General features: G+C 39.7%; 15 protein-coding genes. 7 read left to right on the top strand and 8 right to left on the bottom strand.

Annotation, left to right across the window (positions count from 1 at the left end):
• Positions 1-91: 91 nt before the first annotated feature.
• Together J3U68_RS06700 and J3U68_RS06705 are read left to right on the top strand one after the other, a co-directional pair.
• Positions 92-937, top strand: a complete 846-nt coding sequence (locus tag J3U68_RS06700; protein ID WP_267375639.1) for an RnfABCDGE type electron transport complex subunit B — start codon at positions 92-94, stop codon at positions 935-937.
• Between the two features lie 85 nt (positions 938-1,022).
• Positions 1,023-1,481: an META domain-containing protein gene (locus tag J3U68_RS06705; protein WP_267375640.1), complete on the top strand. Its 459-nt coding sequence runs from the start codon at positions 1,023-1,025 to the stop codon at positions 1,479-1,481.
• A 263-nt stretch (positions 1,482-1,744) separates the two neighbouring features.
• Here the strand turns inward: J3U68_RS06705 and fumC are convergent, their stop codons facing one another.
• The 3 genes from fumC to J3U68_RS06720 all read right to left on the bottom strand — a co-directional run bounded on the left by fumC (position 1,745) and on the right by J3U68_RS06720 (position 5,753).
• On the bottom strand, positions 1,745-3,133 hold the full coding sequence (gene fumC / locus J3U68_RS06710; protein ID WP_267375641.1) for a class II fumarate hydratase: 1,389 nt from the start codon (positions 3,131-3,133) through the stop codon (positions 1,745-1,747).
• A gap of 531 nt (positions 3,134-3,664) precedes the next feature.
• Entirely contained in the window at positions 3,665-4,870 is a 1,206-nt protein-coding gene (sbmA, locus tag J3U68_RS06715; RefSeq protein ID WP_323811431.1) for a peptide antibiotic transporter SbmA, read from the bottom strand.
• A gap of 181 nt (positions 4,871-5,051) precedes the next feature.
• On the bottom strand, positions 5,052-5,753 hold the full coding sequence (locus tag J3U68_RS06720) for an alpha/beta fold hydrolase (protein ID WP_267375642.1): 702 nt from the start codon (positions 5,751-5,753) through the stop codon (positions 5,052-5,054).
• A gap of 303 nt (positions 5,754-6,056) precedes the next feature.
• On the opposite strand from J3U68_RS06720, the gene J3U68_RS06725 reads away from it, so the two are divergent.
• Positions 6,057-6,542, top strand: coding sequence for a YbhB/YbcL family Raf kinase inhibitor-like protein (locus J3U68_RS06725; protein WP_267375644.1), 486 nt, complete (start codon positions 6,057-6,059; stop codon positions 6,540-6,542).
• A 45-nt stretch (positions 6,543-6,587) separates the two neighbouring features.
• Here the strand turns inward: J3U68_RS06725 and rbfA are convergent, their stop codons facing one another.
• The 4 genes from rbfA to rimP all read right to left on the bottom strand — a co-directional run bounded on the left by rbfA (position 6,588) and on the right by rimP (position 11,967).
• Complete coding sequence (gene rbfA / locus J3U68_RS06730; RefSeq protein ID WP_267375645.1) at positions 6,588-6,959, bottom strand: 30S ribosome-binding factor RbfA; 372 nt, start codon at positions 6,957-6,959, stop codon at positions 6,588-6,590.
• 79 nt (positions 6,960-7,038) lie between these two features.
• Positions 7,039-9,939 (bottom strand): translation initiation factor IF-2, encoded by a 2,901-nt coding sequence (gene infB / locus J3U68_RS06735; RefSeq protein WP_267375646.1) that lies wholly within the window; start codon positions 9,937-9,939, stop codon positions 7,039-7,041.
• Between the two features lie 10 nt (positions 9,940-9,949).
• The gene (gene nusA / locus J3U68_RS06740; RefSeq protein WP_267375647.1) at positions 9,950-11,437 is read right to left on the bottom strand and encodes a transcription termination factor NusA; all 1,488 of its coding nucleotides are present in this window, start codon (positions 11,435-11,437) and stop codon (positions 9,950-9,952) included.
• Positions 11,438-11,484: 47 nt separating this feature from the next.
• Positions 11,485-11,967 carry a ribosome maturation factor RimP gene (gene rimP / locus J3U68_RS06745; protein ID WP_267375648.1) on the bottom strand — a complete coding sequence of 161 codons (483 nt, stop codon included), beginning with the start codon at positions 11,965-11,967 and terminating at the stop codon, positions 11,485-11,487.
• Positions 11,968-12,408: 441 nt separating this feature from the next.
• Between rimP and J3U68_RS06750 the strand changes: the two genes are divergently transcribed.
• From J3U68_RS06750 to J3U68_RS06765, 4 genes are all read left to right on the top strand, one after another.
• A complete protein-coding gene (locus tag J3U68_RS06750; protein ID WP_267375649.1) occupies positions 12,409-14,280 on the top strand; it encodes a potassium transporter Kup in 1,872 nt (623 codons plus the stop codon).
• A gap of 35 nt (positions 14,281-14,315) precedes the next feature.
• A complete protein-coding gene (argC, locus tag J3U68_RS06755) occupies positions 14,316-15,356 on the top strand; it encodes an N-acetyl-gamma-glutamyl-phosphate reductase (RefSeq protein WP_267375650.1) in 1,041 nt (346 codons plus the stop codon).
• A 56-nt stretch (positions 15,357-15,412) separates the two neighbouring features.
• Complete coding sequence (gene erpA, locus J3U68_RS06760) at positions 15,413-15,760, top strand: iron-sulfur cluster insertion protein ErpA (protein ID WP_267375652.1); 348 nt, start codon at positions 15,413-15,415, stop codon at positions 15,758-15,760.
• A 759-nt stretch (positions 15,761-16,519) separates the two neighbouring features.
• Positions 16,520-18,040 (top strand): catalase, encoded by a 1,521-nt coding sequence (locus J3U68_RS06765; RefSeq protein WP_267375653.1) that lies wholly within the window; start codon positions 16,520-16,522, stop codon positions 18,038-18,040.
• A 595-nt stretch (positions 18,041-18,635) separates the two neighbouring features.
• Here J3U68_RS06765 and J3U68_RS06770 read toward each other — a convergent pair.
• On the bottom strand, positions 18,636-24,848 hold the full coding sequence (locus J3U68_RS06770; RefSeq protein WP_267375655.1) for a calcium-binding protein: 6,213 nt from the start codon (positions 24,846-24,848) through the stop codon (positions 18,636-18,638).
• Positions 24,849-25,223: the final 375 nt, after the last annotated feature.

Here is a 25,223-nt window from a genome sequence, read left to right on the forward strand (position 1 = left end):
CGAAAATATCATAGCTGAGACCACCTCGGAGTGTATTTAGCACTATGCTAAAATACACTCCTTTTGGTTTTGTTTGGCTGTAAATTACTTCATGAATATTGCTCCAGAACGCATTGCCGCACTTCTGCCCCAGACGCAATGCCAGCAATGTGGGTATTCAGGCTGCACCCCGTACGCGCAGGCTCTAAGTCGAGGTGAGGCTATGATTAATTTGTGCACCCCAGGCGGTCAGACCGTTATCGACGATTTGGCCAAATTACTTCATCTGCCCATACTGCAACCTGCGGATCCGCAGCGCGCAGCACAACCTAAATCTATTGCCTATATTGATGAAACTGAGTGTATTGGATGCACAGCCTGTATCCGAGCCTGTCCGGTGGATGCCATCATCGGAGCAACCAAACAAATGCATAGCGTCATACAATCTGAATGCACCGGATGTGAATTGTGCGTCCCCCCTTGTCCAGTTGATTGTATTCATTTACAACCAGTAGAAGATAAATGGTTACCACGTTCGCACATTCTGTCTACCGATTGTACAAATGAACGTTTTGCCGCAGCAAAACAAGCACAAATGCGTTATCAACATCGTTCCGAACGATTAGAGCGGCTACAGCATCAAAAAAATGCTCACCTGCAAGCTAATCGAAAAAAAACTGAATCTATTTCTGCGCCCAATTCTGCTCCTACAACTTCTAATCGAAACATTAATCCTGCCGATTTAATCGCAAAAGCCATGCAACGAGCACAAACGCAGCAAGTTCATCGCAGTGTTCCCGATAATCAGCAAAACTTTCATCATCAACAAATAGCCAAAGCGCAGCAACAAGCAGCTTATAGACGAGCTGTGCGGCAATTAAAATATGGAACAGAGCAAGAAAAAGCCACCGCTTTAAATTGGCTACAAGAATATAAAAAGCAGCAACAATTAGAATAAAATTTTTACAAACATGACAAAATTAAACATAAATGCTAAAATTTTTGATGTAAGAATACATTTTATTCAAAAAGTGACCCATTAAATGAAAATATTAACTTTAAGTTTTATGTGTATGCTGACAATCAGCTCTCTTCAGGGATGCGCTTTTGCAGATAAACTGAACACCAAACATCTAAGTGGTAACTGGCAAATACGAACCTTAAATAATGAACCAACGCCCGATACCCATTCGCGTATTCGCTTTGATCATCGTACCCATCAATATTATGCCTATTTTGGCTGTAATCATATTCATGGTAGTTATCGCGACTTTAAGCATAGATTACGATTAAGCCAGCCGTTCGGTATCACCAAGTTATGTCAAAATATTGAAGATGAGCGTACAGGCACGGGCACTTTAACTTTTGTTAGACGTTGGCGCATCATCAATGATAGTGCTGGTGTGCGGTTGCATTTATTGGATAAAGATAATTATGTGCGGCTCGAAGCTCGTTTGCTGAAAGAAGATGATGATCAAGCTGTAGAAAAGGTACCAGAATAATCTTGCTTGTGCGTTCGTGCACTCAGAGTCCTTTTCCAGCACAAATATGACCGTGCAAACAGCCTTTGCAAGTCAACTTTTCATCTTTAAAATGAGTTGAAAACCCTACTACAGTTTCAGTATAGTCCTTACTGCAAACAGCCAATTCGAAATATGACTACTCAAGCTTTTTTGGCTGAAAATAGTAAAACCCCCTTCCCTTTGCCAAAACAAAAAACCACATTTGATTTACACCAAATGTGGTTTTAAAAGTTAAATCTTATTTATCTTGGGGCGATCATATTCTCAGGCACAACCCATTCATCGAATTGTTCTGCTGTCAAATATCCCAGCTCAATAGCAGCTTGTTTCAAACTTTGATTTTGAGCATAAGCAGTTTTAGCAATTTTTGCCGCTTTTTCATAACCGATATGACGGTTTAGCGCAGTAACCAGCATCAAAGAATGGTGCAGATTTGCATCAATTTTTTCACGAACTGGTTCAATACCCTGCGCACAGCGTAAATTAAAGCTTCTACATGCATCAGCCAATAAGCGGATAGATTGCAGAACATCAAATACGATCACTGGCATATAAACATTCAACTCAAAATTGCCAGAAGCACCTGACATAGCAATAGTCATATCATTACCAATCACCTGCGCAGCAACCATGGTCATTGCTTCACATTGAGTTGGATTGACTTTACCCGGCATAATACTAGAACCTGGTTCATTAGCCGGAATAGTGATTTCACCAATACCACAACGCGGACCACTGGCCAACCAGCGAATGTCATTGGCAATTTTGTTCAGGCTTACCGCCAAAGTACGTAAGCTGCCAGAAGCAAACACCACAGCATCACGACCAGCCAAAGCCTCAAATTTGTTTGGAGCAGTGACAAATGGTAAACCAGTCAACTCAGCTAGTTTAGCAGCTGATTTCTCCGCAAATTCAGGATGACAGTTCAAGCCAGTACCGACAGCAGTTCCGCCCAGAGGCAGTTCATACAACCATTGCAATGCTTGATCCAGACGAGCCAAACCATGATCAAGCTGGCTAACATAACCACTAAATTCTTGACCAAGGGTTAACGGTGTTGCATCCTGTAAGTGAGTACGACCAATTTTCACGATACCTTTGAATTCTTCAGCTTTTGCAGCCAAAGAATCACGCAATGCTTTAACATTTGGAATCAAATGTTGTTTAATTTGCATCGCGGTAGCGACGTGAATAGCAGACGGAAAGCAGTCATTGGTAGATTGACCGTGATTTACATGGTCGTTAGGATGGACAGGTGCATAAGTGCCACGAGGTTTACCAGCTATTTCATTAGCGACATTAGCTAACACCTCGTTCATATTCATATTACTTTGCGTACCTGAACCGGTTTGCCACACTACTAAAGGAAACTGATCAGCCAACTCACCTTTCAAGACGCGCTCTGCGGCCTGAACAATCAGATCAGCACATTCCCCACTAATGCGATCTAATTGTTTATTGGTCAAAGCTGCGGCTTTTTTTACCATCGCCAAAGCCTGTATCATGGCCGGAGGCAAAATTTCACCACCAATATCAAAATTCTGCAAACTGCGCTGAGTTTGTGCTCCCCAGTAAACATTTTCAGATACTGCAATTTCACCCATGCTGTCATGTTCAATACGTGTACTCATAACGTCTCCTTGATTGCGCATTCATCATCACTGGTTAAAAAGTAATAATTTATGCATTGGCCAATTACAAATCACAACAAAATTCAACTGGATTGTATCTAAATTTCAGCTTATTAATAATGGCTGTTGTGCAGCAGTTCAACCTAATCAACATCAGGACAAATAATGCCTCATTTAAACACAGGATTTGATTATTATTTTTAAAACAATAATTCTAAAATCCTTACAGCATTAAAAACTATTTACCTAACTTTCCATAGCAAAACATGAGCAAAACTAAACTACATTAAACATCAGGAAATGATTAGATCAATTAAGGTTATATGCCTTATAACCAGTTTAATTAATCATATTATCACCTAAAAATTAGTGGAAAAACTTGAGAAGCCTCAATTTTTTATTAATCAATATTAAAAATAATACAAACTTATCAATATAATTTAACCTGATATCACAATTAATTTATTATTTTATTGGCTAAGTTTATGGCTCAATATAGAGATAAAAATCGATTTCATCCCAAAATCTATCCTAATGATGGCCATTCAGATTTAGAATCGATTCAAATTCTTTCAAGCGTTTATGAATTGATAATAACTCGATAATGGTTTTCCAGGAATTAATCAGATACTGTAACGACGAACGGACATTATCAAACACATTCAGAATTTGATTAACCAGTCCTAAAGTCATAATTCCAGCAGCAATAGATGGCACCAACATCAATAAACCAAACAAATTATCTAATTGCAGATACCAAGTACTGATTAAATTAAAATAAGCATAATGGAAATATAGGCGGAAATAATTGTTTTTAACCTGCTTAAATAACTCCTGCAAGGTCATAGGTTCACCTCGATCATTATGGTCTTCACCATAAACCAATTCCTTGCGATAAGCTGCTTCCACTTTCTGATTATTGAATTGCAAACCTGGTAATTTAATTCCGATTAACATTAGAAGCAAAGTTCCGAATAATGACCAGCCGATCGCTGCCCAAACCAAAGAATATTTGATTTCCCCAATAAGCGGTAATACCGGAACATGCTTAGACAGCTCAAATAAGATAGGTAAAAAGGCAATCAGGACCATCACCGCGCGGACTAGTTTCACACAAAGCGTTTCCACCGTATCAGCAAAACGCATGGTGTCTTCCTGAACTCGTTGAGATGCACCTTCAACATTACGCAATTTAGGCCAATTTTCAATATAATAATCATTCATAGCCATACGCCAGCGGAATACATAGTGGCTGACAAAGAAAGAATTCAGCATAAAAATCGTCACCGCTACCATCGCAATATACATGAAAGTCAGCATATTTTGATAAATACTATTTATCGAACCACCTTTATCCAGCATATCTTGAATCAGATCCCAAAATGGACCAAACCAAGCATTAATCGTGACATTGACCTGTACATCAAACCAGATGTTAAACAATATCAGAGCTGATCCCCATATAGACCAACGTTGCCATGGATGACGATCAACCACATACCAAAAAGTCGCAAACAATCCAGTTGAAATCATAAACCAAACATAAAACCACAGAAAAGCCGGCGACCAAAAGCGCGATAAGCCGATAGTTAGGGGTTGTGAGGCATAGTCTGTTGGCCAACCAAACCATTCGCCTGCTGATTTACCGCCGGCATACCAGAGCACAATATTTAGCGCAATCCATAACACCACAGACAAAAAAAACCAACGAGGTTTAGGGAAGAAAGATTGAAACATGAGTAATCCTGTAATAGTCCTGTGACAGACAAAGGGTTTATGATAATAAGAGTGATGAAAAAAGTTGATAATTTGAACTGAGACAGCTATGCGAATGACATAGTCATTTATTATACATAAAAATTTTTTTACTGAATTAAATTTATCTCAGAGTACTTCAATGTTCAAGCAAAATATTATTTTACAGACAATTAGTTTGTACCCATTGCTCGATTATCCGAGTTAATTTTTGCGGCTGCTCCAAAGGGATCATATGTCCACTATTTGCTACCATCACTAACTGGGCTTGAGGAATATGCTGTTGCAGTTCTTTTTGTTCATCTGGGGATCTCATCTGATCCTCTTCGGCAGCTATAATTAATGTAGGACAAGCAATTTTCTCGGCAACTGGTGTAGACCGATCCAGTAAAGACTGACGCTGTAGCACTTCAAATCCTAGCCGCTGACTCATTTCTCTGATATGTGCAATCAAAACTTCATTGTGATTATTATCAGGACGCAAAGTTTTAATAATCGCTCCACGACCAATACCACGAAAATGCAAATGACGCTGTACTTCCAGCGTTTCTAGCTTTGCCTGACGTTGTGCTGGAGTATCTTCTCGCAATGATGTAGCAATTAAAACCAGCCCAGCTACCCGATCCGGATATCGAGCGGCTAAAGAGCGGGCAACATAACCACCCAAAGAAAAACCTATTAAAATAGCTTTTTCCGGCATACTCATAGCAATGTGATCCGCCATCGCAGCAATTGTCTCACCCTGTGTTAATGACCGGCACTCTACCGACTGCTGCTCCGGCAAATTAGCGACCACGTCATCCCACAGCGTCTCATCAAGCATAAACCCAGAAAGACACACCCATGGTAAGCACTGAGCTGGCATAAAAAACTCCAATAATCAATCTCTAGGTAAATATTATAACACCTTAGCATATAACAGAGGATATCAGGTGCCTCATCAACTTGTTAACAGCGAGCATAACCAAACTAAATAACATGATCAATTAATCAGGAGGTGAAAGTTTGTCTGCAATAGTCATCCATACCGGATTAAAACTTACACATTTAAGCATCATAGAATCGGGCTTCGAGATAATAACTTGATGTAGCAACAACAATATTGACTAAATTAAACCTTTATCACAAAATAACTTGCAATTGCTAACATATTTCTTAAGGAGATGATATGTCACAGAAATTTATTCTAACCAGCCCAGAATTCAAGGAAGGCGATAGAGTTGACAGTTCCTATCAAAGTGATCAGGACAACCAATCACCTGCTTTGATCTGGGAAAATGCACCAACTGAAACCAAAAGTTTTGCGATCGCTTGTCACGACCCCGATGCCCCAACTGGAGGTGCAGGTTGGTGGCACTGGATGGCAATCAATATTCTACCTACTATAACCGAACTAAAACGTGATGCTGGTAGAAGAGATGGTCAAAATATGCCTACAGGTACCAGACAACTACGTAATGACACCGGAACCTTGGGCTATTCAGGCTTTTATCCACCTGTTGGCGATCCACCGCATCGATATATCTTTACTCTATATGCCCTTAATACCGACAAAATCGAGGTACCTGCAGATGCCACCACCAGTTTAACTGGCTTTATGGTTAATGCCCATACCATCGCCAAAACCTCCTTGACTGTTTATTACGGTCGCTGATGACTTAAACAAAAAAAGGTTAGCTAACTGAGCTAACCTTTTTTCTTAATCTTCCACCGGTTTTTCTTTGGACACAGTATCGATCAGATGGGAAATACTCATGCCACGTTCCAGCGAATCATCATAAACAAACGATAATTCCGGTGTGCGAAAAAGGGTTATGCGACGAGCTAATTCACTGCGCAAATAACCCTTAGCATGATCCAAAGCTTCTTCGGTAACTGCTCTGGTTTTATCATCTAAAACAGTGTAATAAATTACTGCATGACTGTAGTCACGAGTCACTTCCACTTCATTGATAGTAATAAAACCTGCGCGTGGATCTTTTAGACCAACCCGCACCAGTTCAGCCAATTCACGCATGATCTGTTCTTTAACCCGATCCTGACGAGCATAGCCACGTTGTGCCTTACGCATAATCACTCCTTTCTAGGTCGATCAAAAAATTCAGGCAGCCTGAGATTTCATTCAAGCTGCCTGAAATCTTTAGTGATCATTAAAGCCGACGTGCAACTTCAACAACCTCAAAAGCTTCCAGCTGATCACCTTCCATAATATCGTTGAAATTCTTCAGCATTAAACCACATTCAAAGCCTTGACGTACTTCTTTAACATCATCTTTAAAGCGTTTCAGAGAAGCCAGTTCACCGGTATGGATCACAACATTATTGCGAATCAAACGTACATGTGAATCACGTTTGATCATGCCATCCGTCACCATACAACCAGCAATATTACCCACTTTAGATACGGTGATTACCTGACGAATTTCAACCGTGCCAATAACATTTTCTTTTTGTTCTGGCGCCAGCATACCACTTAAAGCAGCTTTAACATCATCAATGGCATCATAAATGATATTGTAGTAACGAATTTCAACATCTTCATGTTCAGCCAGTTTACGGGCAGCAGCATCAGCACGAACATTAAAGCCGATAATCACTGCACCAGAAGCAATAGCCAAATTGACATCTGATTCACTAATGCCACCTACGCCACTGTGCAATACATCAACACGTACTTCATCTGTTGATAATTTTCTCAAGCTGCCAGCCAAGGCCTCGTAAGAACCTTGTACATCTGCTTTGATAATAATTGGCAAACTTTGTGCTTGGTTTTCACCCATGTTATTAAACATGTTTTCCAGCTTGGCCGCTTGTTGTTTAGCCAAACGAACATCACGATATTTGCCTTGACGGAATAAAGCAATTTCACGTGCTTTTTTCTCATCAGCCAGTACAATAAAGTCTTCACCAGCATTGGGAACGTCTGATAAACCAAGGATTTCAACCGGAATTGACGGTCCAGCAGATTCAATGGTTTTACCATTCTCATCCACCATTGCGCGTACCCGACCGAAAGCCGTACCAGCCAACAGTACATCGCCTTTATGCAATGTTCCACTTTGTACCAACAAAGTAGCCACTGCACCACGTCCTTTATCCAGACGAGATTCAACCACAATACCTTTAGCTGGAGCATCAACCGGCGCTTTCAACTCCAATACATCAGCTTCAAGCAATACTGCCTCCAACAAGGCATCAATATTGGTTCCTTGCTTAGCAGACACATCAATAAACTGTACATCGCCACCCCATGCATCAGGAACAACTTCATGCGCAGTTAATTCTTGTCGAATGCGTTCTGGATTAGCACCTTCTTTATCAATCTTATTAACCGCAACGACTAAAGGTACCTTCGCAGCTTTAGCATGTGCAATCGCTTCAATAGTTTGAGGCATCACACCATCATCAGCCGCAACAACCAAAATCACAATATCGGTAGCCTGAGCACCACGTGCACGCATGGCGGTAAAGGCCTCGTGCCCTGGTGTATCCAGGAAAGTAATGACACCACGAGGTGTTTCAACATGGTAAGCACCAATATGCTGGGTAATACCCCCTGCTTCACCCTGAACCACACGGGCACGACGGATATAATCAAGCAGTGAAGTTTTACCATGGTCTACGTGACCCATAACCGTTACAACAGGTGGGCGAGTTACCGCTTCAGCATCAACCACCACTTCATTTTCATCCAAAAATGCTTCTGGATCATCCGCTGCGGCCGCTTTACCAATGTGTCCCATCTCTTCAACCACAATCAAGGCAGTTTCTTGATCCAATGACTGATTGATGGTAACCATCATGCCCATTTTCATCAGCGTTTTGATGACTTCGGCTGCCTTAACAGCCATTTTATGAGCTAATTCAGCCGCAGTGATGGTTTCTGGTACCAATACTTCATGTACAACCGGCTCTGTCGGAGCTTGGAATGCATGCTGATTTGGTTCCAATTTAAGCTGCTTCTTACCACCTTTTTTGCCACCACGTCTGCGGTTTTCATCCACATTCGACACATCAGATGAACGACGGTTTTTTCCACCGCGTGCAGATTTACCTTTTGGCATTTCATCTTCATGCTGACGACGAGAATCATCTTTTTTGCGCCGACTGGTGGAATCAGAGCTACCTTCATTGTTTTTTGCCGGAGCACTGGCAACCGGTTTCTTTTCACTCGGTTTTGCCGAACGAACTTCAGCTGCTTTCTGCTCACTTGGGGCTTTACTCTCTTCTTTCGCCTGCTGTTTAGCAGCTTCGCGCCGAGCTTGTCGTTCCTGCTTCTGTTTCAACAGCATTTCACGATGCGCCCGCATAGCTTCCGCACGTCGGGCTTCTTCATCCCGCTGTGCTTGCTCTTCAGGGCTGATAATCGGTTTAGACGCTTCCGCAACCAATGCAGCCAAATCAATTTTTTTCGCATTTTTATGATTACGATTGCGTTTGGATTTATGTTGTTCCTGCTTATCAGCAGCTTTATCGTCTACGGATACATTTTGATTCTTATGTTCCGTTTCCACTGTTTTCTGTTTCACTTCCTGGTTTACCACTTTAGCCTGCTCAGCCTCTTGTTTGGGTTTGTATTCCTGTTTATTGGCTGCTTTCAGACGTGCTGCCTCAGCTGCCGCTGCTGCAGCTGATTCTTCACGGCGTTTAGCCTCTGCTTCAGCAGCCTCAGCCAGTTTCGCTTGTTTTTCAGCTTCAGATTCTACCGCAATAGCGGGAGTCTCAACTTCAGCCTCAGCTTGAGTTGGAGATGTTTGCTCAGACAATTCTTCCGGCGCAATAGCAACTCGACGCCGACGTCGCATCTCAACTTCAACACCGGCAACTGTGCTTTTTTCAGCCGGCTTCTTACGATTGATCGTAATCGTATTGGTTGTCATACTACCGTTTGACTGCTTCAGATACACCAGTAGCTGTTTTTTATCAGCAGATGTCAGTTTATCTGTCGCTGCCTGTTTATGTACTCCTGCTTCAGCAAGCTGTTCCAGCAACCTTGCAGTTGATAAGTGCAGCTCGGAAGCAAATTGTTCTACTGTTATTTGATTACTCATTCGCGTACCCTCATGCTTCGTCAAACCAGTGGGCGCGTGCAGCCATCACCACTTTCTTGGCGGTTTCTTCATCAATACCTGTGATTTCAATCAGTTCATCTACAGACAGTTCGGCCAAATCATCGCGCGTTTTAATCCCTTCATTGGCCAAATCATGCAGCATTTCCTGATCTACACCATCCAGATTTTTTAAATCATCATCCATACGCTCCAATTGCTCTTCGGAGACAATCGCCAGAGTCAAGATGGCATCACGGGCTCGATTACGCAATTCATTTACTGTATCTTCATCAAAACCATCGATTTCAAGCATTTCTTCTACTGGCACATAGGCAACTTCTTCCAAACTGGTAAAACCTTCCTGTACCAATACCTCTGCCACAGCTTCATCAACACTCAAATGATTAACAAACAATTCACGCAGAGCCTTATCTTCCGCTTCATGTCGTTCCTGCGCTTCTTCGACAGTCATAATATTTAGCTGCCAACCGGTTAGCTCGGCTGCTAAACGAACATTTTGTCCACCACGACCAATAGCCAGCGCTAACTGATCTTCAGCCACAATAACATCTACTGAATGATGATCCTCATCAATCAGAATGCGCGTCACTTCAGCTGGGCTCAGTGCATTAATGACAAACTGAGCAGTTTCAGGCGACCACAACACCACATCAATGCGTTCACCAGCCAATTCTTCAGTGACCGCATTCACTCGGGATCCGCGCACGCCGATACATGTACCTTGTGGATCAATGCGGCTATCATTGGATTTCACTGCAATTTTGGCACGCAGTCCAGGATCACGGCTCACTTCCTTAATTTCCAGCAAACCATCTTCTATTTCCGGCACTTCCAGCTCAAATAATTTAAGCAGAAATTCCCGCGAAATTCTGGTCAACACAACCTGACTGCGATTGCCAATTTGATCAACCCGCAGAAATAAAGCCCGTACTCGGTCACCATTACGGAAATTTTCACGTGGAATCATTTGATCACGTGGTAGCAAAGCCTCTAAGCGGCCAATTTCAACTATTGCACCATGCCGTTCTACCCGCTTAATTGTTCCCAATACCAAGCTGTCTTTACGCTGCAAAAATTCATTCAGAATCTGCTCACGTTCAGCATCACGGATGCGTTGCAAAATAACCTGCTTCGCAGTTTGTGCACCAATCCGTCCAAATTCAACATTTTCAATCGGTTCCTCATAATACTCACCGATCTGAATAGTTGTTCCAGGAATTTCTTCCTGAATTTCTTCAATCGTTTTCTGAATATCAGGATAGGTATAATCTTCATCGGCAACAATCAACCAGCGACGAAAACTGCTGTAATCGCCAGTATGGCGATCAATAGCCACGCGTACATCCATATTTTCCCGCTCAGTTTTTTTCTTCGCTGCACTGGCTAAAGCAAATTCCAATGCACTGAAAACGACTTCCGTATCAACATTTTTTTCACTTGCCAACGCTTCGGCCAGAAGTAAAATTTCACGACTCATTTAATTCTCCCTGCGAGCATGCCACTCACAACAATATAAAAATTCGGTTAAATATTAAATTCTGGCTTCAAACGTGCTTTATCCACATTGAGCCACTCAATCAGTACCGTCTTACCGGCTATCACCGCCGCACGTTTGGCTCGGCGCGCTTCATTAGCTTCTTCCAGCGTAATACTGATCACATCATTCTCATCAATACCATTAATTCGTCCGATAAAATTCTTTTGTCCATCTATCGGCAAACGAGTTTTAAATTTTGCCAGCTGACCGGCAAACCGAGCAAAGTCAGCAGGCTTAGTCAGCGGACGATCCAATCCGGGACTGGAAATTTCTAGACGTTGATAATCCACATCTTCCACTGCCAACACTCGGCTCAAATGATTACTAACCGCAACACAATCATCCAAAGAAATACCCGTTTCAGGTTTATCAATAAAAACCCGCAAATCTCCCTGGGCGGTCAATTCATAATTCACCAACTCATAGCCCAGACCCGGCAAAGTTTTTTCTAAAATGCCTTGAATATCCATCTGTGCTCCTTAAAAACAAAAAAATGGCCTCAGGGCCATTTCTCAATAATCCGAAAAATTTCTTTATTTTAACCTATTGTCAGAAAAAAAGAAAGCTTAAAACAACATCTCCATCACCAAAGATAATATTTTTATTTTATACATATCAATGGATTAGATTTATAATAGCAAATAAATAAATAAAATAGTCATAAAACAAAAATACAATGTGTTAAAACTACACCATCATTCCTTCCATCAATAATAACAATGAGTAAAAAATAATCCCGTAACACATCAAATTATGTAAACTAATCTTGGCAAAAAACCCTATAACGTTTAAAACGCCACCTAACCATTATCACCTGACTTTTTAGCATCAAAACCAATCTATACACAATTGGCGAAAAACCAATGCTAAAACTAAACTTTTATCCTGACACCTTTTCAAGAGATCATTAAATGCGTTTTCAGCTTACTGCCAATAGCGCCACCACACTTGCCGCCTTGGGCATTGTGTACGGAGATATAGGTACCAGTCCCTTATATGCATTGAAAGAAAGCTTTCGCGCCTCTTCCATCGATGCCTCACCAGCAAATGTTTTAGGGTTTGTCTCATTAATTATCTGGTCGCTTCTACTGATTGTCACCCTGAAATACGTTCTGTTCATCTTGCGCGCAGATAACGATGGTGAAGGCGGTGTCGTCGTATTAATGCAACAAGCGATAAAAAATCTTAAAGGCAAGCCTGTTTGGCTAATCATGATGATGGGACTTACTGGCACCGCCCTGTTTTATGGCGACGCCATGATTACCCCTGCGGTGTCCGTTCTTTCTGCCGCAGAAGGGCTGACAGTCATCAGCGAAAGCTTTCGTCCTTATGTCATGCCTATCGCCCTGAGCATCCTGTTCACATTGTTCTTCATTCAGAAAAAAGGCACCCACAAAATAGGCACCTTGTTTGGTCCTATCATGTTACTGTGGTTTAGCGCTATTGCCTTAATAGGCTTATTTCAAATCGTACAATCACCCAAAATCATTCTGGCTTTTAACCCTTATTATGGTATTCAGTTTGCCATCACCCATGGGTGGGAGGGCTTTATTGGTCTTGGTTGTGTCGTTCTGGCTGTCACTGGTGCCGAAGCCCTATATGCTGACATGGGGCATTTTGGTCGCAAGCCAATCCAAACTGCGTGGATAAAAATCGTATTACCTAGCTTATTACTCAACTATCTGGGGCAAGGAGCATTGATCCTGCGTCATCCTTTGGCCATAAAAAACCCCTTTTTCCTCAGCGTCCCACACTGGTTATTAATTCCCTTCATCATACTGGCGACCCTTGCTACCATCATAGCCAGTCAGGCTGTCATTGCCGGTGCCTTTTCACTGACACGACAGGCTATTCAGCTCGGATTTGCACCGCGGATGACCATCATCCACACCAATAACCAAGAAGTGGGTCAAATATACCTGCCCTTGGTCAACTGGTTATTACTCACTGCGGTTACCTTAGTTGTTTTAGTGTTTCATGATTCAGAGCACCTTGCTTCAGCCTATGGCATAGCGGTTACCGGCACCATGGTTATCACCACATTATTATTTTGCATTGTCATGATCAAAAACTGGCACTGGCCTATTCCATTAGCTCTGCTATTGACCTTAATATTTCTGTCCTTTGACCTGATATTTTTTAGCAGTAACCTATTAAAATTAATTCATGGCGGTTGGTTTCCGGTGATGGTTGCCTTAATAGTCGTCACCATCTTTACCACTTGGCGAAATGGAAAAATTCAAATAAAACGCATGCACCAAACCAATGAATATGCTCTGGATGAATTTGTGCAAAATTTAAATGACTATCCACCACAAATTGTATCTGGTAACGCCGTTTTCATGGTTGCAGATCCCTTTAATGTACCAAGAGCTTTACTCCATAACCTCAAACACAATAAAATATTGCACAATTACAATGTCATTCTAACCATTAAAACCAAAGAAGTGCCACATATTCCAGACAGTGAACGTATTGCTATGAAACAAATCGGACCACGTTTTACCCGGGTGATTGCCGATTATGGTTTTCAAGAGACTGCTGATATATCTCATATCCTTAAACTCATGGCCGAACAGGGAATCACGCTGGATACCATGGAAACATCTTTTTTTCTGTCCAATGACAGCATTGTCGTTGCCAACAAAACAAAACCAGGCAATATGGGTCGGCTGCGAGCCAGACTGTTTAAATGGTTATATACTAATAGTGCTTCTGCCACCAGTTACTATCACATACCAGCAAATCGAGTAGTAGAACTGGGTGCACAAGTAAAAATATAACCAAGCACCATCCAATAAACTATAAAGGGCAAAAAATGAGCATTAAAATCGGTATTGTCGGAGCCACTGGCTATACTGGAGTAGAATTGTTGCGCTTGCTGGCAAATCATCCACATGCAGAAGTCATTGCAGTCACCAGCCGAACTGAAGCAAATATTGCCGTAAGCGACTACTTTCCCAGTTTACGCGGCGTCTATGACCAATTAACCTTTCAACATCCAGACCATACCGATTTAAGTGATTGTGACCTAGTTTTCTTTGCCACACCGAATGGTGTAGCCATGAATGAAGCCCCTGCACTACTGGCTAAAGGCATCAGAATAGTGGATCTATCAGCTGACTTCCGTATACAAGATATCCCTACTTGGGAAAAATGGTATCAGCTTAGACATACCAGCCCTGATTGGGTCAATAAAGCTGTCTATGGTTTATCTGAGCTAAATCGTTCCACCATCGCCACGGCACAACTCATTGCCAATCCTGGCTGTTACCCGACTTGCGTTAGCCTTCCGTTATTGCCACTTTTACAACACCCATGCCTGTTGCCAGAACAACCTATCATTGCTGATTGCAAATCCGGCGTTTCTGGTGCTGGGCGTAAAGCCTCTATTAACAGCCTATATAGCGAAAGCAGCGACAACTTCAAAGCTTATGCCATCGCTGGTCATCGGCATCTACCGGAAATCAAACAGACCCTGAACCACCTACAACAGCATAGTGGAAACAATTTTGTCTTCGTTCCCCATCTAACCCCCTTGATTAGAGGGATGCATGCCACCATATATTTACAAATGCAACAGGGATATAATCCTCATCAACTGATTACAGAATACTATCTGAACAATCCATTTATAGATATTATGCCGGCTGGCAGTACACCTGAAACTCGTTCCGTACGAGGCGCAAACCTATGTCGGATTAGTGTTCAACAAGCCCCGCAAAGCAATACCTGGATTATTCTTTCTGTCATTGATAACCTAGTAAAAGGTGCGGCCGGTCAGGCAGTACAAAACATGAACATCATGTTTGGGCTTGAAGAAACCTGCGGATTAACACAGATTCCACTGTTACCCTAAACCTGGCCTAAACAAACTGAAACAACAACACACATTTAATAATTAAGGACAAAAACATGTCAGCAAACGATACCGATACCCCAATCCTATTTACCGACAGTTGCTGTACCAAAGTCAAAGATTTAATTGCAGAAGAAAATAATCCAGATTTAAAACTGCGCGTTTTTGTTACTGGCGGAGGTTGCTCAGGATTTCAATATGGCTTTACCTTCGATGAAATCACCAACGATGACGATTTTGAAGTACAAAAAGATGGATTAACCTTTCTTATCGACCCAATGAGTTACCAATATCTCATCGGAGCTGAAATCGATTATTCTGAAAGCTTACATGGTTCACAATTTGTCATTCGTAATCCTAATGCCACAACTACCTGTGGCTGTGGGTCATCATTTTCAGTCTAAGCAAATGTAAAAAAACTTCAGAGTTAATCTGAAGTTTTTTTATTCTCTAGCCCATCAAAACCAATTATCAATAAGCGCCAAAATAATGCCACGCTTGCCCCCTATTTCCTAAAACCTCTTTTTTTTTGAACATATAATCAAACTAAGGATGAAATACCTTGAATCCAAAAATCTAACTCCCCACCTACCTGCTAACCCCAAATAGTTATTTACATCAAATTTATACCTGTTATCCCCAATTAGCGCCAAAATAGATTATTTTTATTTGCCCAAATATCATCGAATAGCAAAAACATTCATCTTAAAATATTCGACCATCTGCCTAAGCACATAGTTAAGTATTAATTGAAGACAAAGTGCTTATCACAAATTCAATATCGATTATTTATTCTCAAACCAATACTAAACCCTACCTCCGCAGAAAAAAACAGCCAGTAAATAAACTTGTCATAATCAACAAACACATCTTACAAATATATTTGCCTATAAATGAGTAATAATCAATGGCTCACCCATCACAAGTCTTTGCGTCAAACTCTATCATTACATTATTTAAACGGTTCATCAAAGCAGAAAAACAACCACAAGGAATTACCTAACTTATCAAATATTCACCAAAAATAAACTGGATTATCCAATCAAATCAAATGTAAAACCCATTAACCTTTACAACAAAATCTAAATTTCAAGCATATAATCAAAAACATAGCCAAAGAGCTAATTTCAACATCAATAATAACTTGTCTAAGGAGCTTCGCCATGAATCCAGATCCCAAAAAATGTCCGGTCACCCATCTGACTACCGATCAAGGTGCGCCAGTATCTGATAATCAGAACAGTCTTACCGCTGGGCCACGCGGTCCTTTATTAGCTCAAGACTTATGGCTCAACGAACGATTGGCTAACTTCGTACGAGAAGTTATACCTGAGCGACGAATGCATGCCAAAGGATCTGGCGCATTTGGTACCTTCACCGTTACCCACGACATAACCCAATATACCTGTGCCAAACTCTTCAGCGAAATAGGTAAACAAACCGAAATGTTTGTACGTTTTTCTGAGGTAGCTGCTGAACGTGGCGGTGGCGATGCCGAGCGTGATATTCGGGGCTTTGCCATGCGGTTTTATACCGAACAAGGCAATTGGGATCTAGTGGGAAACAACACGCCCGTTTTCTTTCTACGGGATCCTCGCAAATTTCCCGATTTAAACAAAGCCGTCAAGCGCGATCCACGCACCAACCTGCGTAGTCCTACCTATAACTGGGATTACTGGACCCTTCTACCCGAAGCCTTCCATCAAGTCACCATGACCATGTCCGATCGTGGCATCCCCGCCAGCTATCGTCATATGCACGGTTTTGGATCACATACCTTCAGCTTCATCAATGCCAATAAAGAACGCTTTTGGGTTAAATTCCATTTTCGTACCCAACAAGGCATCAAAAACCTAACCGATGAAGAAGCAGCAAACATCATGGGACAGGATCGCGACAGTCATCAACGCGATTTATACAATGCCATTGAAAAGGGTGACTTCCCTAAATGGACCATGTATATCCAAATTATGGAAGAAGCAGAGGCAGAAAAAGTTCCTTTCCATCCCTTTGATCTGACTAAAGTTTGGTCACATCATGACTACCCATTAATAGAAGTGGGTGAATTTGAACTCAACCGGAATCCTGATAACTACTATCTAGATGTAGAACAGGCAGCTTTTGCCCCCAGCAACCTCGTTCCAGGCATCAGCGTTTCACCCGACAAAGTACTACAAGCTCGCCTTTATAATTATGCAGATGCCGCGCGTTATCGCGTTGGCGTGAACCATCATCAAATACCTGTCAACAAAGCACGTTGCCCAGTATTTAGCAATCATCGCGACGGCTTAACCCGAGTAGATGATAATTACGGCAGCCTGCCACATTATGAACCCAATAGTTTTCATCAATGGCAGCAACAGCCTGAATATAGGGAGCCACCTTTAAAAATCAATGGCGATGCAGATTTCTGGAATTTTCATGAAGATGATCACGATTATTTCAGTCAACCACGCGCCTTATTCAACCTAATGAGTCAGGAACAAAAACAAGTACTTTATGACAACACAGCCAGAGCAATGGGCGATGCATTGGATTTCATTAAATACCGCCATATTCGCAATTGCCATGCTTGCCATCCCGACTATGGAGCAGGCGTCGCCAAAGCCCTTGGAATGACTGTTGAAGATGCATTAGCAGCACGCAGTAATGATCCGGCCCAAGGTTGTGCCGTACTGATTTAAATCGTAATCCGATTATGAGCAATCCCTTAAACAGAGGTTTAAGGGATTTTTTAATCTTTTTATCATCGATAATTCATTATTTTTGAATTGACAAATAGGTGTGCAAAAGCATAAATTCAAGTGATTCAGCATAATGCAAATATATTTAACCTTTATCGAATGCAGAAAATAATAACCATTTTAATTTTGATGCAATAGACACCAATAGTTAACAATCAAATACATCAAATAAATAAAGAGCAAAAAACATATTAAATATCGACATTTTAACATTTAATTTTTTGTACAATAACTTATAATTGATATTATTCTTAAGTTTAAATATCTTTTATTAACCTTAATCATTAGTTTAATATAAAAATCCAAAGCATTGACCAAAATAAATAAAAAAATTTTTTCATAAAAAAAAATACATCAATATATAAAATTTTTTTTGCAAATTATCTCTATTTATTTCAATTCAATACCCAAAATTCAATAAAACACAATTAATGCACCTTACCATACTTGATAACAGTAACTAAAGTTCCTTAATAAAAAAGGGTACCCATAAAATATATTAAGGGTACCCCATATTTACACTACCTCAACAGTGTTAACTGCCCCAATAAGCAGATATAGTATTTTGCTGATTAAATAAGTGCATTTGTTCCGCTGTACTCATTTTATCAGTCGTATTAACACTAAATCCTGCCATAGCCGACAATAAATTTTGCACTTGAGCCGCAGTGATTTCCTTATCATCCGCAGTTTCAATAGTAAATTGTCGATAAGAGTTAGAATAAAACCAATCTTCAACAACAACTTGATCATCAGTTCCAATATGTCTGATCACTAAATTATTGTTGTCTCGGCTAAACCATAGCTCATCACTGTTATAATCTTGGAAGGCAATTTTATTACCAAAAGCATTTTTAGCATATGGATCATAAATGGTATCGCGACCATGGTTTTTGGCAAATACATAAGTATCATTGCCATCACCACCTGCCATATAGTCATTGCCCGTTCCGCCTATCAGCGTGTCGTTGCCATGATTTCCATACAATTTATCATCACCTGCTCCTCCATCCAGTACATCATCATATGCACCGGTTTTTAGAATATCATTACCCTTATCGCCATGCAGTATCACTTTGCCACCGGTGTAACTAATGTCGTCGTTTCCGGCTGTGCCATACAATTCAAATCCTTTTTGATTCAGCTCAGCTAGAGTGACTTTCTTATCTTTGAACACAAAATTTTCAATTGAATAATAATTCGAGTAAAAGAAATATTCCACAGTAATTGAATCACCATCGTTATAACCATAAATGATTAAATCATTACCTCTCTTACGGAATTTAACTTCGGCAAAATCTATATCGGTGAATTGCAGTGTATCAGAGCCGTTTGTATCATAAATGGTGTCATGACCATGGCCTTTGGCAAAGATATAAGTATCATTGCCATCACCACCTTCCATATAGTCATTGCCCGTTCCGCCTATTAGCGTGTCATTGCCATGATTTCCATACAATTTATCATCACCTGCTCCTCCATCCAGTACATCATCATAACCACCGGTTTTAAGAATATCATTACCCTCATCACCACGAAGTATCACGCTTCTATCATTTATTTCAATGGTGTCATTTCCGGCTGTGCCATACAATTCAAATCCTTTTTGATTCAGCTCTGCTAGAGTGACTGTCTTATCTTTGAACACAAAATTTTCGATTGAATAATATTTCGAGTAAAAGAAATATTCCACAGTAATTGAATCACCATCGTTATAACCATAAATGATTAAATCATTACCTCTCTTACGGAATTTAACTTCGGCAAAATCTATATCGGTAAATTGCAGTGTATCTGAGCCGTTTGCATCATAAATGGTGTCGTGACCATGGCCTTTGGCAAAGATATAGGTATCATTGCCATCACCACCTTCCATATAGTCATTGCCCGTGCCGCCTATTAGCGTGTCGTTGCCATGATTTCCATACAATTTATCATCACCTGCTCCTCCATCCAGTACATCATCATAAGCACCGGTTTTAAGAGTATCATTACCCTCATCACCACGAAGTATCACGCTTCTATCATTTATTTCAATAGTGTCATTTCCGGCTGTGCCATACAATTCAAATCCTTTTTGATTCAGCTGTGCTAGAGTGACTGTCTTATCTTTGAACACAAAATTTTCGATTGAATAATTTTTCGAGTAAAAGAAATATTCCACAGTAATTGAATCACCATCGTTATAACCATAAATGATTAAATCATTACCTCTCTTACGGAATTTAACTTCGGCAAAATCTATATCAGTAAATTGCAGTGTATCTGAGCCGTTTGTATCATAAATGGTGTCATGACCATGGCCTTTGGCAAAGACATAAGTATCATTGCCATCACCACCTTCCATATAGTCATTGCCCGTTCCGCCTATTAGCGTGTCATTGCCATGATTTCCATACAATTTATCATCACCTGCTCCTCCATCCAGCACATCATCATAACCACCGGTTTTAAGAGTATCATTACCCTCATCACCACGCAGTATCACGCTTCTATCATTTATTTCAATGGTGTCATTTCCGGCTGTGCCATACAATTCAAATCCTTTTTGATTCAGCTCAGCTAGGGTGATTGTCTTATCTTTGAACGCAAAATTTTCTATTGAATTATATTTATTCCAGTAAAAGAAATATTCCACAGTGATTGAATCACCGTCGTTATAACCATAAATGATTAAATCATTACCTCTCTTACGGAATTTAACTTCAGCAAAATCTATATCGGTAAATTGCAGTGTATCTGAGCCGTTTGTATCATAAATGGTGTCATGACCATGGCCTTTGGCAAAGACATAAGTATCATTGCCATCACCACCTTCCATATAGTCATTGCCCGTGCCGCCTATTAGCGTGTCGTTGCCATGATTTCCATACAATTTATCATCACCTGCTCCTCCATCCAGTACATCATCATAACCACCGGTTTTAAGAATATCATTACCCTCATCACCACGCAGTATCACGCTTCTATCAGTTATTTCAATGGTGTCATTTCCGGCAGTGCCATACAATTCAAATCCATTTTGATTCAGCTCTGCTAGAGTGACAGTCTTATCTTTGAACACAAAATTTTCAATTGAATAATTTTTCGAGTAGAAGAAATATTGCACAGTGATTGAATCACCATCGTTATAACCATAAATGATTAAATCATTACCTCTCTTACGGAATTTAACTTCAGCAAAATCTATATCGGTAAATTGCAGTGTATCTGAGCCGTTTGTATCATAAATGGTGTCATGACCATGGCCTTTGGCAAAGACATAAGTATCATTGCCATCACCACCTTCCATATAGTCATTGCCCGTTCCGCCTATCAGCGTGTCGTTGCCATGATTTCCATACAATTTATCATCACCTGCTCCTCCATCCAGTACATCATCATAAGCACCGGTTTTAAGAGTATCATTACCCTCATCGCCATGCAGTATCACTTTGCCACCAGTGTAATTAATGTCGTCGTCTCCGGCAGTGCCATACAATTCAAATCCTTTTTGATTTAGCTGTGCTAGAGTGACAGTCTTATCTTTGAACACAAAATTTTCAATTGAATAATCTTTCGAGTAGAAGAAATATTCCACAGTGATTGAATCACCATCGTTATAACCATAAATGATTAAATCATTACCTCTCTTACGGAATTTAACTTCGGCAAAATCTATATCGGTAAATTGCAGTGTATCTAAGCCGTTTGTATCATAAATGGTGTCATGACCATGGCCTTTGGCAAAGATATAGGTATCATTGCCATCACCACCTTCCATATAGTCATTGCCCGTGCCGCCTATTAGCGTGTCATTGCCATGATTTCCATACAATTTATCATCACCTGCTCCTCCATCCAGTACATCATCATAAGCACCTGTTACAAGAGTATCATTACCCTCATCGCCATGCAGTATTACATTGCCACCGGTGTAATTAATGTCGTCATCTCCGGTTGTGCCATACAATTCAAATCCTTTTTGATTCAGTTCTGCTAAAGTGACTGTCTTATCTTTGAACACAAAATTTTCAATTGAATAATAATTCGAGTAGAAGAAATATTCCACAGTGATTGAATCACCATCGTTATAACCATAAATGATTAAATCATTACCTCTCTTACGGAATTTAACTTCGGCAAAATCTATATCGGTAAATTGCAGTGTATCTAAGCCGTTTGTATCATAAATGGTGTCATGACCATGGCCTTTGGCAAAGATATAGGTATCATTGCCATCACCACCTTCCATATAGTCATTGCCCGTGCCGCCTATTAGCGTGTCATTGCCATGATTTCCATACAATTTATCATCACCTGTTCCTCCATTTAATACATCATCACCCGCACCAGCATATAATTGATCATTATTTTGACTGCCATATAATAAATCATTTGATGAAGATCCATTTATGGTTGCTTTATTTTGGCTATTGATATAAATATTATTTTGTTCAAATAATTCTGATTTGATTTCTTTTAGCCAGTTATTTAATTCACCCTGCTGATCTGCATAAGTTAAATACTTATTCATTAATTCAAGGCTTTCATTCCAAGAGTTTTTAATCTCTGGTTGATAAATCAAAAATTCACTTAAATCTATAAATGCTTTTTTCTGATCACTTTCAGATACTTTTTCAAACATATTATAAACATGGGAAAAATCCCATTCAATTTTTTCTTCTTTTAGAACAAATTTTATTTCATTTAAATAAGGTAATAATCGAGTTTGAAATAACAAGCTTTTATAAATATGTTCCGATAGATCTGCATAGGTATTATCTATGGTATCAGTTATATGTTTGCGTTGTTCAGCAGTTACTGCGTAGAACTTTTGTGAGCTTTGACCAGTTAAAGAATTTAAACAATTCACCTTATAGCTTATTGATTCAAAATAATTTAACCATTCGACAGCAGGATCATCTTTATTATTCATTATTAACTTATATTGTTCTGGCGTAAATCCAGTTCCCTGGCCTGAACTTCCTGCTAACACAAAAAAATGATTAAAAAGAATTTTGTCATCTTTATAATTTTTATCCGTCTTAGCCCATTCTTTGATCAGTTCATCCAATAACGCTATTTGCTCTTCTTTGGTTGTGGCGTCGGTATATTTTTTCAAAACATTATTAAGCTTTTTAGATAAGGTTGCCGCCTCGCGTAAATCACGGACACGCCCAATACCTTTAAGATTAATGGATGCTTTTTGCTCAGATGTCAATTTGATGGGGTCAATGAATTCGCTGTAAACACTATCGAATCTAAAATTGACATCACCCATCTCTCGTTTTTTACCATCTACTGTCTCATAACTACCCAGCTCCGCTAGAATATTTCCATTATCATAAGTTTTGTTGGCATTAGTATAGTTTAGACTTAAAGATTTAATACCTAACTGATCAAGCGAGAAGATTTCATTCTGATCAGTTTTACCATCTTGATTTAAATCACGCCATACTTTCAACTGATTAAAATTTATATCTTTATCATCTATTATGCCATCGTCATTTGAATCAAATTCAGCTAACGCTTCATATCCGTTTTTAGCAAATTTTCCATTTGAGAGTAAGGTACCATCACCGAAAAGTTCTGAACCATCATTAATGATACCATCTCCATTACGATCAACTACAAGAAAACCATCATCAGATTTGACCCAACCAGTAGCGGTGCGAATACCGTCATTGTCATGATCAAACATCGCTCCATTGAAATCATTGGCACCTATGGTTTCAATCCCATCTCCATCTAAATCTAGAACTATTGGATCATAAATATAATATTTACCATCGCGGTTCAAGCCAAACCAGTCACCAAAGTCTGGTAAATCTCCATTCCAACCAGTTTTATCATGAACCCAATCAAAAACTGGACCTAATAAATCATCAAATCCGGGGATGTCACCATTCCAATCTGTTTCGTCATAAATCCAATCTGCAAAATCTTTGAATAAATCACCAACTTTATCAGCGAAATCATCTTTTGCATCATCTAATGCATCTGATAAATCATTGAATAATTCACCGACTTTATCTGTAAATTCTTCATGTGCATCAGCAAGTTTATCAGCTTTATCTTTTATAAAATCGCTAACATTCTCTTTAAGAGTTTCAAAGTTTGACTCAGCATTTTTGAATGCCTCATTAACCTTGTCCCAACCCTTATTGAATGCTTCTTTAAATTCTTTACTTTCTTTTTGGAAAAAGTCAGATACTTGTTTTTTCGTTTCAGTTAGCATTGCATCAATATCTACTTTTTCTCCAGCCCATGTTCCGTAGACAGCAGCTGCAATACCACCTGCGACTAAAGCTGTTCCAGCAACAGCTCCGATAACAGCACCTGGGGCAGCCCCAACTCCCCCAACTGGTGCACCTGTTAGAGCTCCAGTTAGTGTAGCACTTCCTATTACTGTTAAAGCTGAACCTACTATATTCCAAATATTCCCAGTATCTATTACCCCGGTCTTGTGATAATCATGCGCAATAACTGTAGCATTGATACCCATATCAACGTAGTTTAATTTCCCCATCCATCCAAAACCAGATTTCTTTTCCAGTTTACCTAGTGCATTTGCATATCCTAAAATTGCAATTACTTCACTGGCACAAATTGCATCCCGTGTTACATCATCATGTTTCTTATCTTTATCAGCGAGCTCTTTACCAGTAGATATTGTAGTATTACCCAGTTGTAATTTGTTTTGTATAACTTCTATCGATTGTCGAATTGCTTCAGCTTCGCTTTTAGATATTTTATGGCCTGCCATAGAATACTCCCTTTCAATTGTAATTATTAGGTCAGAATAAAGTTAAAACAAAAGTTAAATATATTAATTTTTAGATACCAAATTTATTAAAATGATTATTAAATTTAATATCTCATTTAATACCAACATCAACGTTAATAAATATTAATTTTAAATAATATAAATTAATATTTCTTTTCAGATAAATTGATTAAGTCTTTATAGAAATTTATAAATCATAATTAAATTACTGTTAACTTTAGATTTTATCTGCGTATGATGTTTATACCATAATTTACATAATTTAAGTATGGTTTTTTTTTATTAATTTATATAAATGTCGGTAGTTTTAATTACTGGGTCTACTAAATTCGAATAATTTCCATTATTGCATTC

The organism is Snodgrassella sp. B3882, from assembly GCF_026535915.1.
In the GTDB taxonomy this organism is placed as follows: Bacteria; Pseudomonadota; Gammaproteobacteria; order Burkholderiales; family Neisseriaceae; genus Snodgrassella.

Excerpts from the sequence above, each read along its gene's own strand:
- J3U68_RS06700 (WP_267375639.1), top strand. The coding sequence starts at position 92 with ATGAATATTGCTCCAGAACGCATTGCCGCACTTCTGCCCCAGACGCAA.
- J3U68_RS06705 (WP_267375640.1), top strand. The coding sequence starts at position 1,023 with ATGAAAATATTAACTTTAAGTTTTATGTGTATGCTGACAATCAGCTCT.
- fumC (WP_267375641.1), bottom strand. The coding sequence starts at position 3,133 with ATGAGTACACGTATTGAACATGACAGCATGGGTGAAATTGCAGTATCT.
- sbmA (WP_323811431.1), bottom strand. The coding sequence starts at position 4,870 with ATGTTTCAATCTTTCTTCCCTAAACCTCGTTGGTTTTTTTTGTCTGTG.
- J3U68_RS06720 (WP_267375642.1), bottom strand. The coding sequence starts at position 5,753 with ATGCCAGCTCAGTGCTTACCATGGGTGTGTCTTTCTGGGTTTATGCTT.
- J3U68_RS06725 (WP_267375644.1), top strand. The coding sequence starts at position 6,057 with ATGTCACAGAAATTTATTCTAACCAGCCCAGAATTCAAGGAAGGCGAT.
- rbfA (WP_267375645.1), bottom strand. The coding sequence starts at position 6,959 with ATGCGTAAGGCACAACGTGGCTATGCTCGTCAGGATCGGGTTAAAGAA.
- infB (WP_267375646.1), bottom strand. The coding sequence starts at position 9,939 with ATGAGTAATCAAATAACAGTAGAACAATTTGCTTCCGAGCTGCACTTA.
- nusA (WP_267375647.1), bottom strand. The coding sequence starts at position 11,437 with ATGAGTCGTGAAATTTTACTTCTGGCCGAAGCGTTGGCAAGTGAAAAA.
- rimP (WP_267375648.1), bottom strand. The coding sequence starts at position 11,967 with ATGGATATTCAAGGCATTTTAGAAAAAACTTTGCCGGGTCTGGGCTAT.
- J3U68_RS06750 (WP_267375649.1), top strand. The coding sequence starts at position 12,409 with ATGCGTTTTCAGCTTACTGCCAATAGCGCCACCACACTTGCCGCCTTG.
- argC (WP_267375650.1), top strand. The coding sequence starts at position 14,316 with ATGAGCATTAAAATCGGTATTGTCGGAGCCACTGGCTATACTGGAGTA.
- erpA (WP_267375652.1), top strand. The coding sequence starts at position 15,413 with ATGTCAGCAAACGATACCGATACCCCAATCCTATTTACCGACAGTTGC.
- J3U68_RS06765 (WP_267375653.1), top strand. The coding sequence starts at position 16,520 with ATGAATCCAGATCCCAAAAAATGTCCGGTCACCCATCTGACTACCGAT.
- J3U68_RS06770 (WP_267375655.1), bottom strand. The coding sequence starts at position 24,848 with ATGGCAGGCCATAAAATATCTAAAAGCGAAGCTGAAGCAATTCGACAA.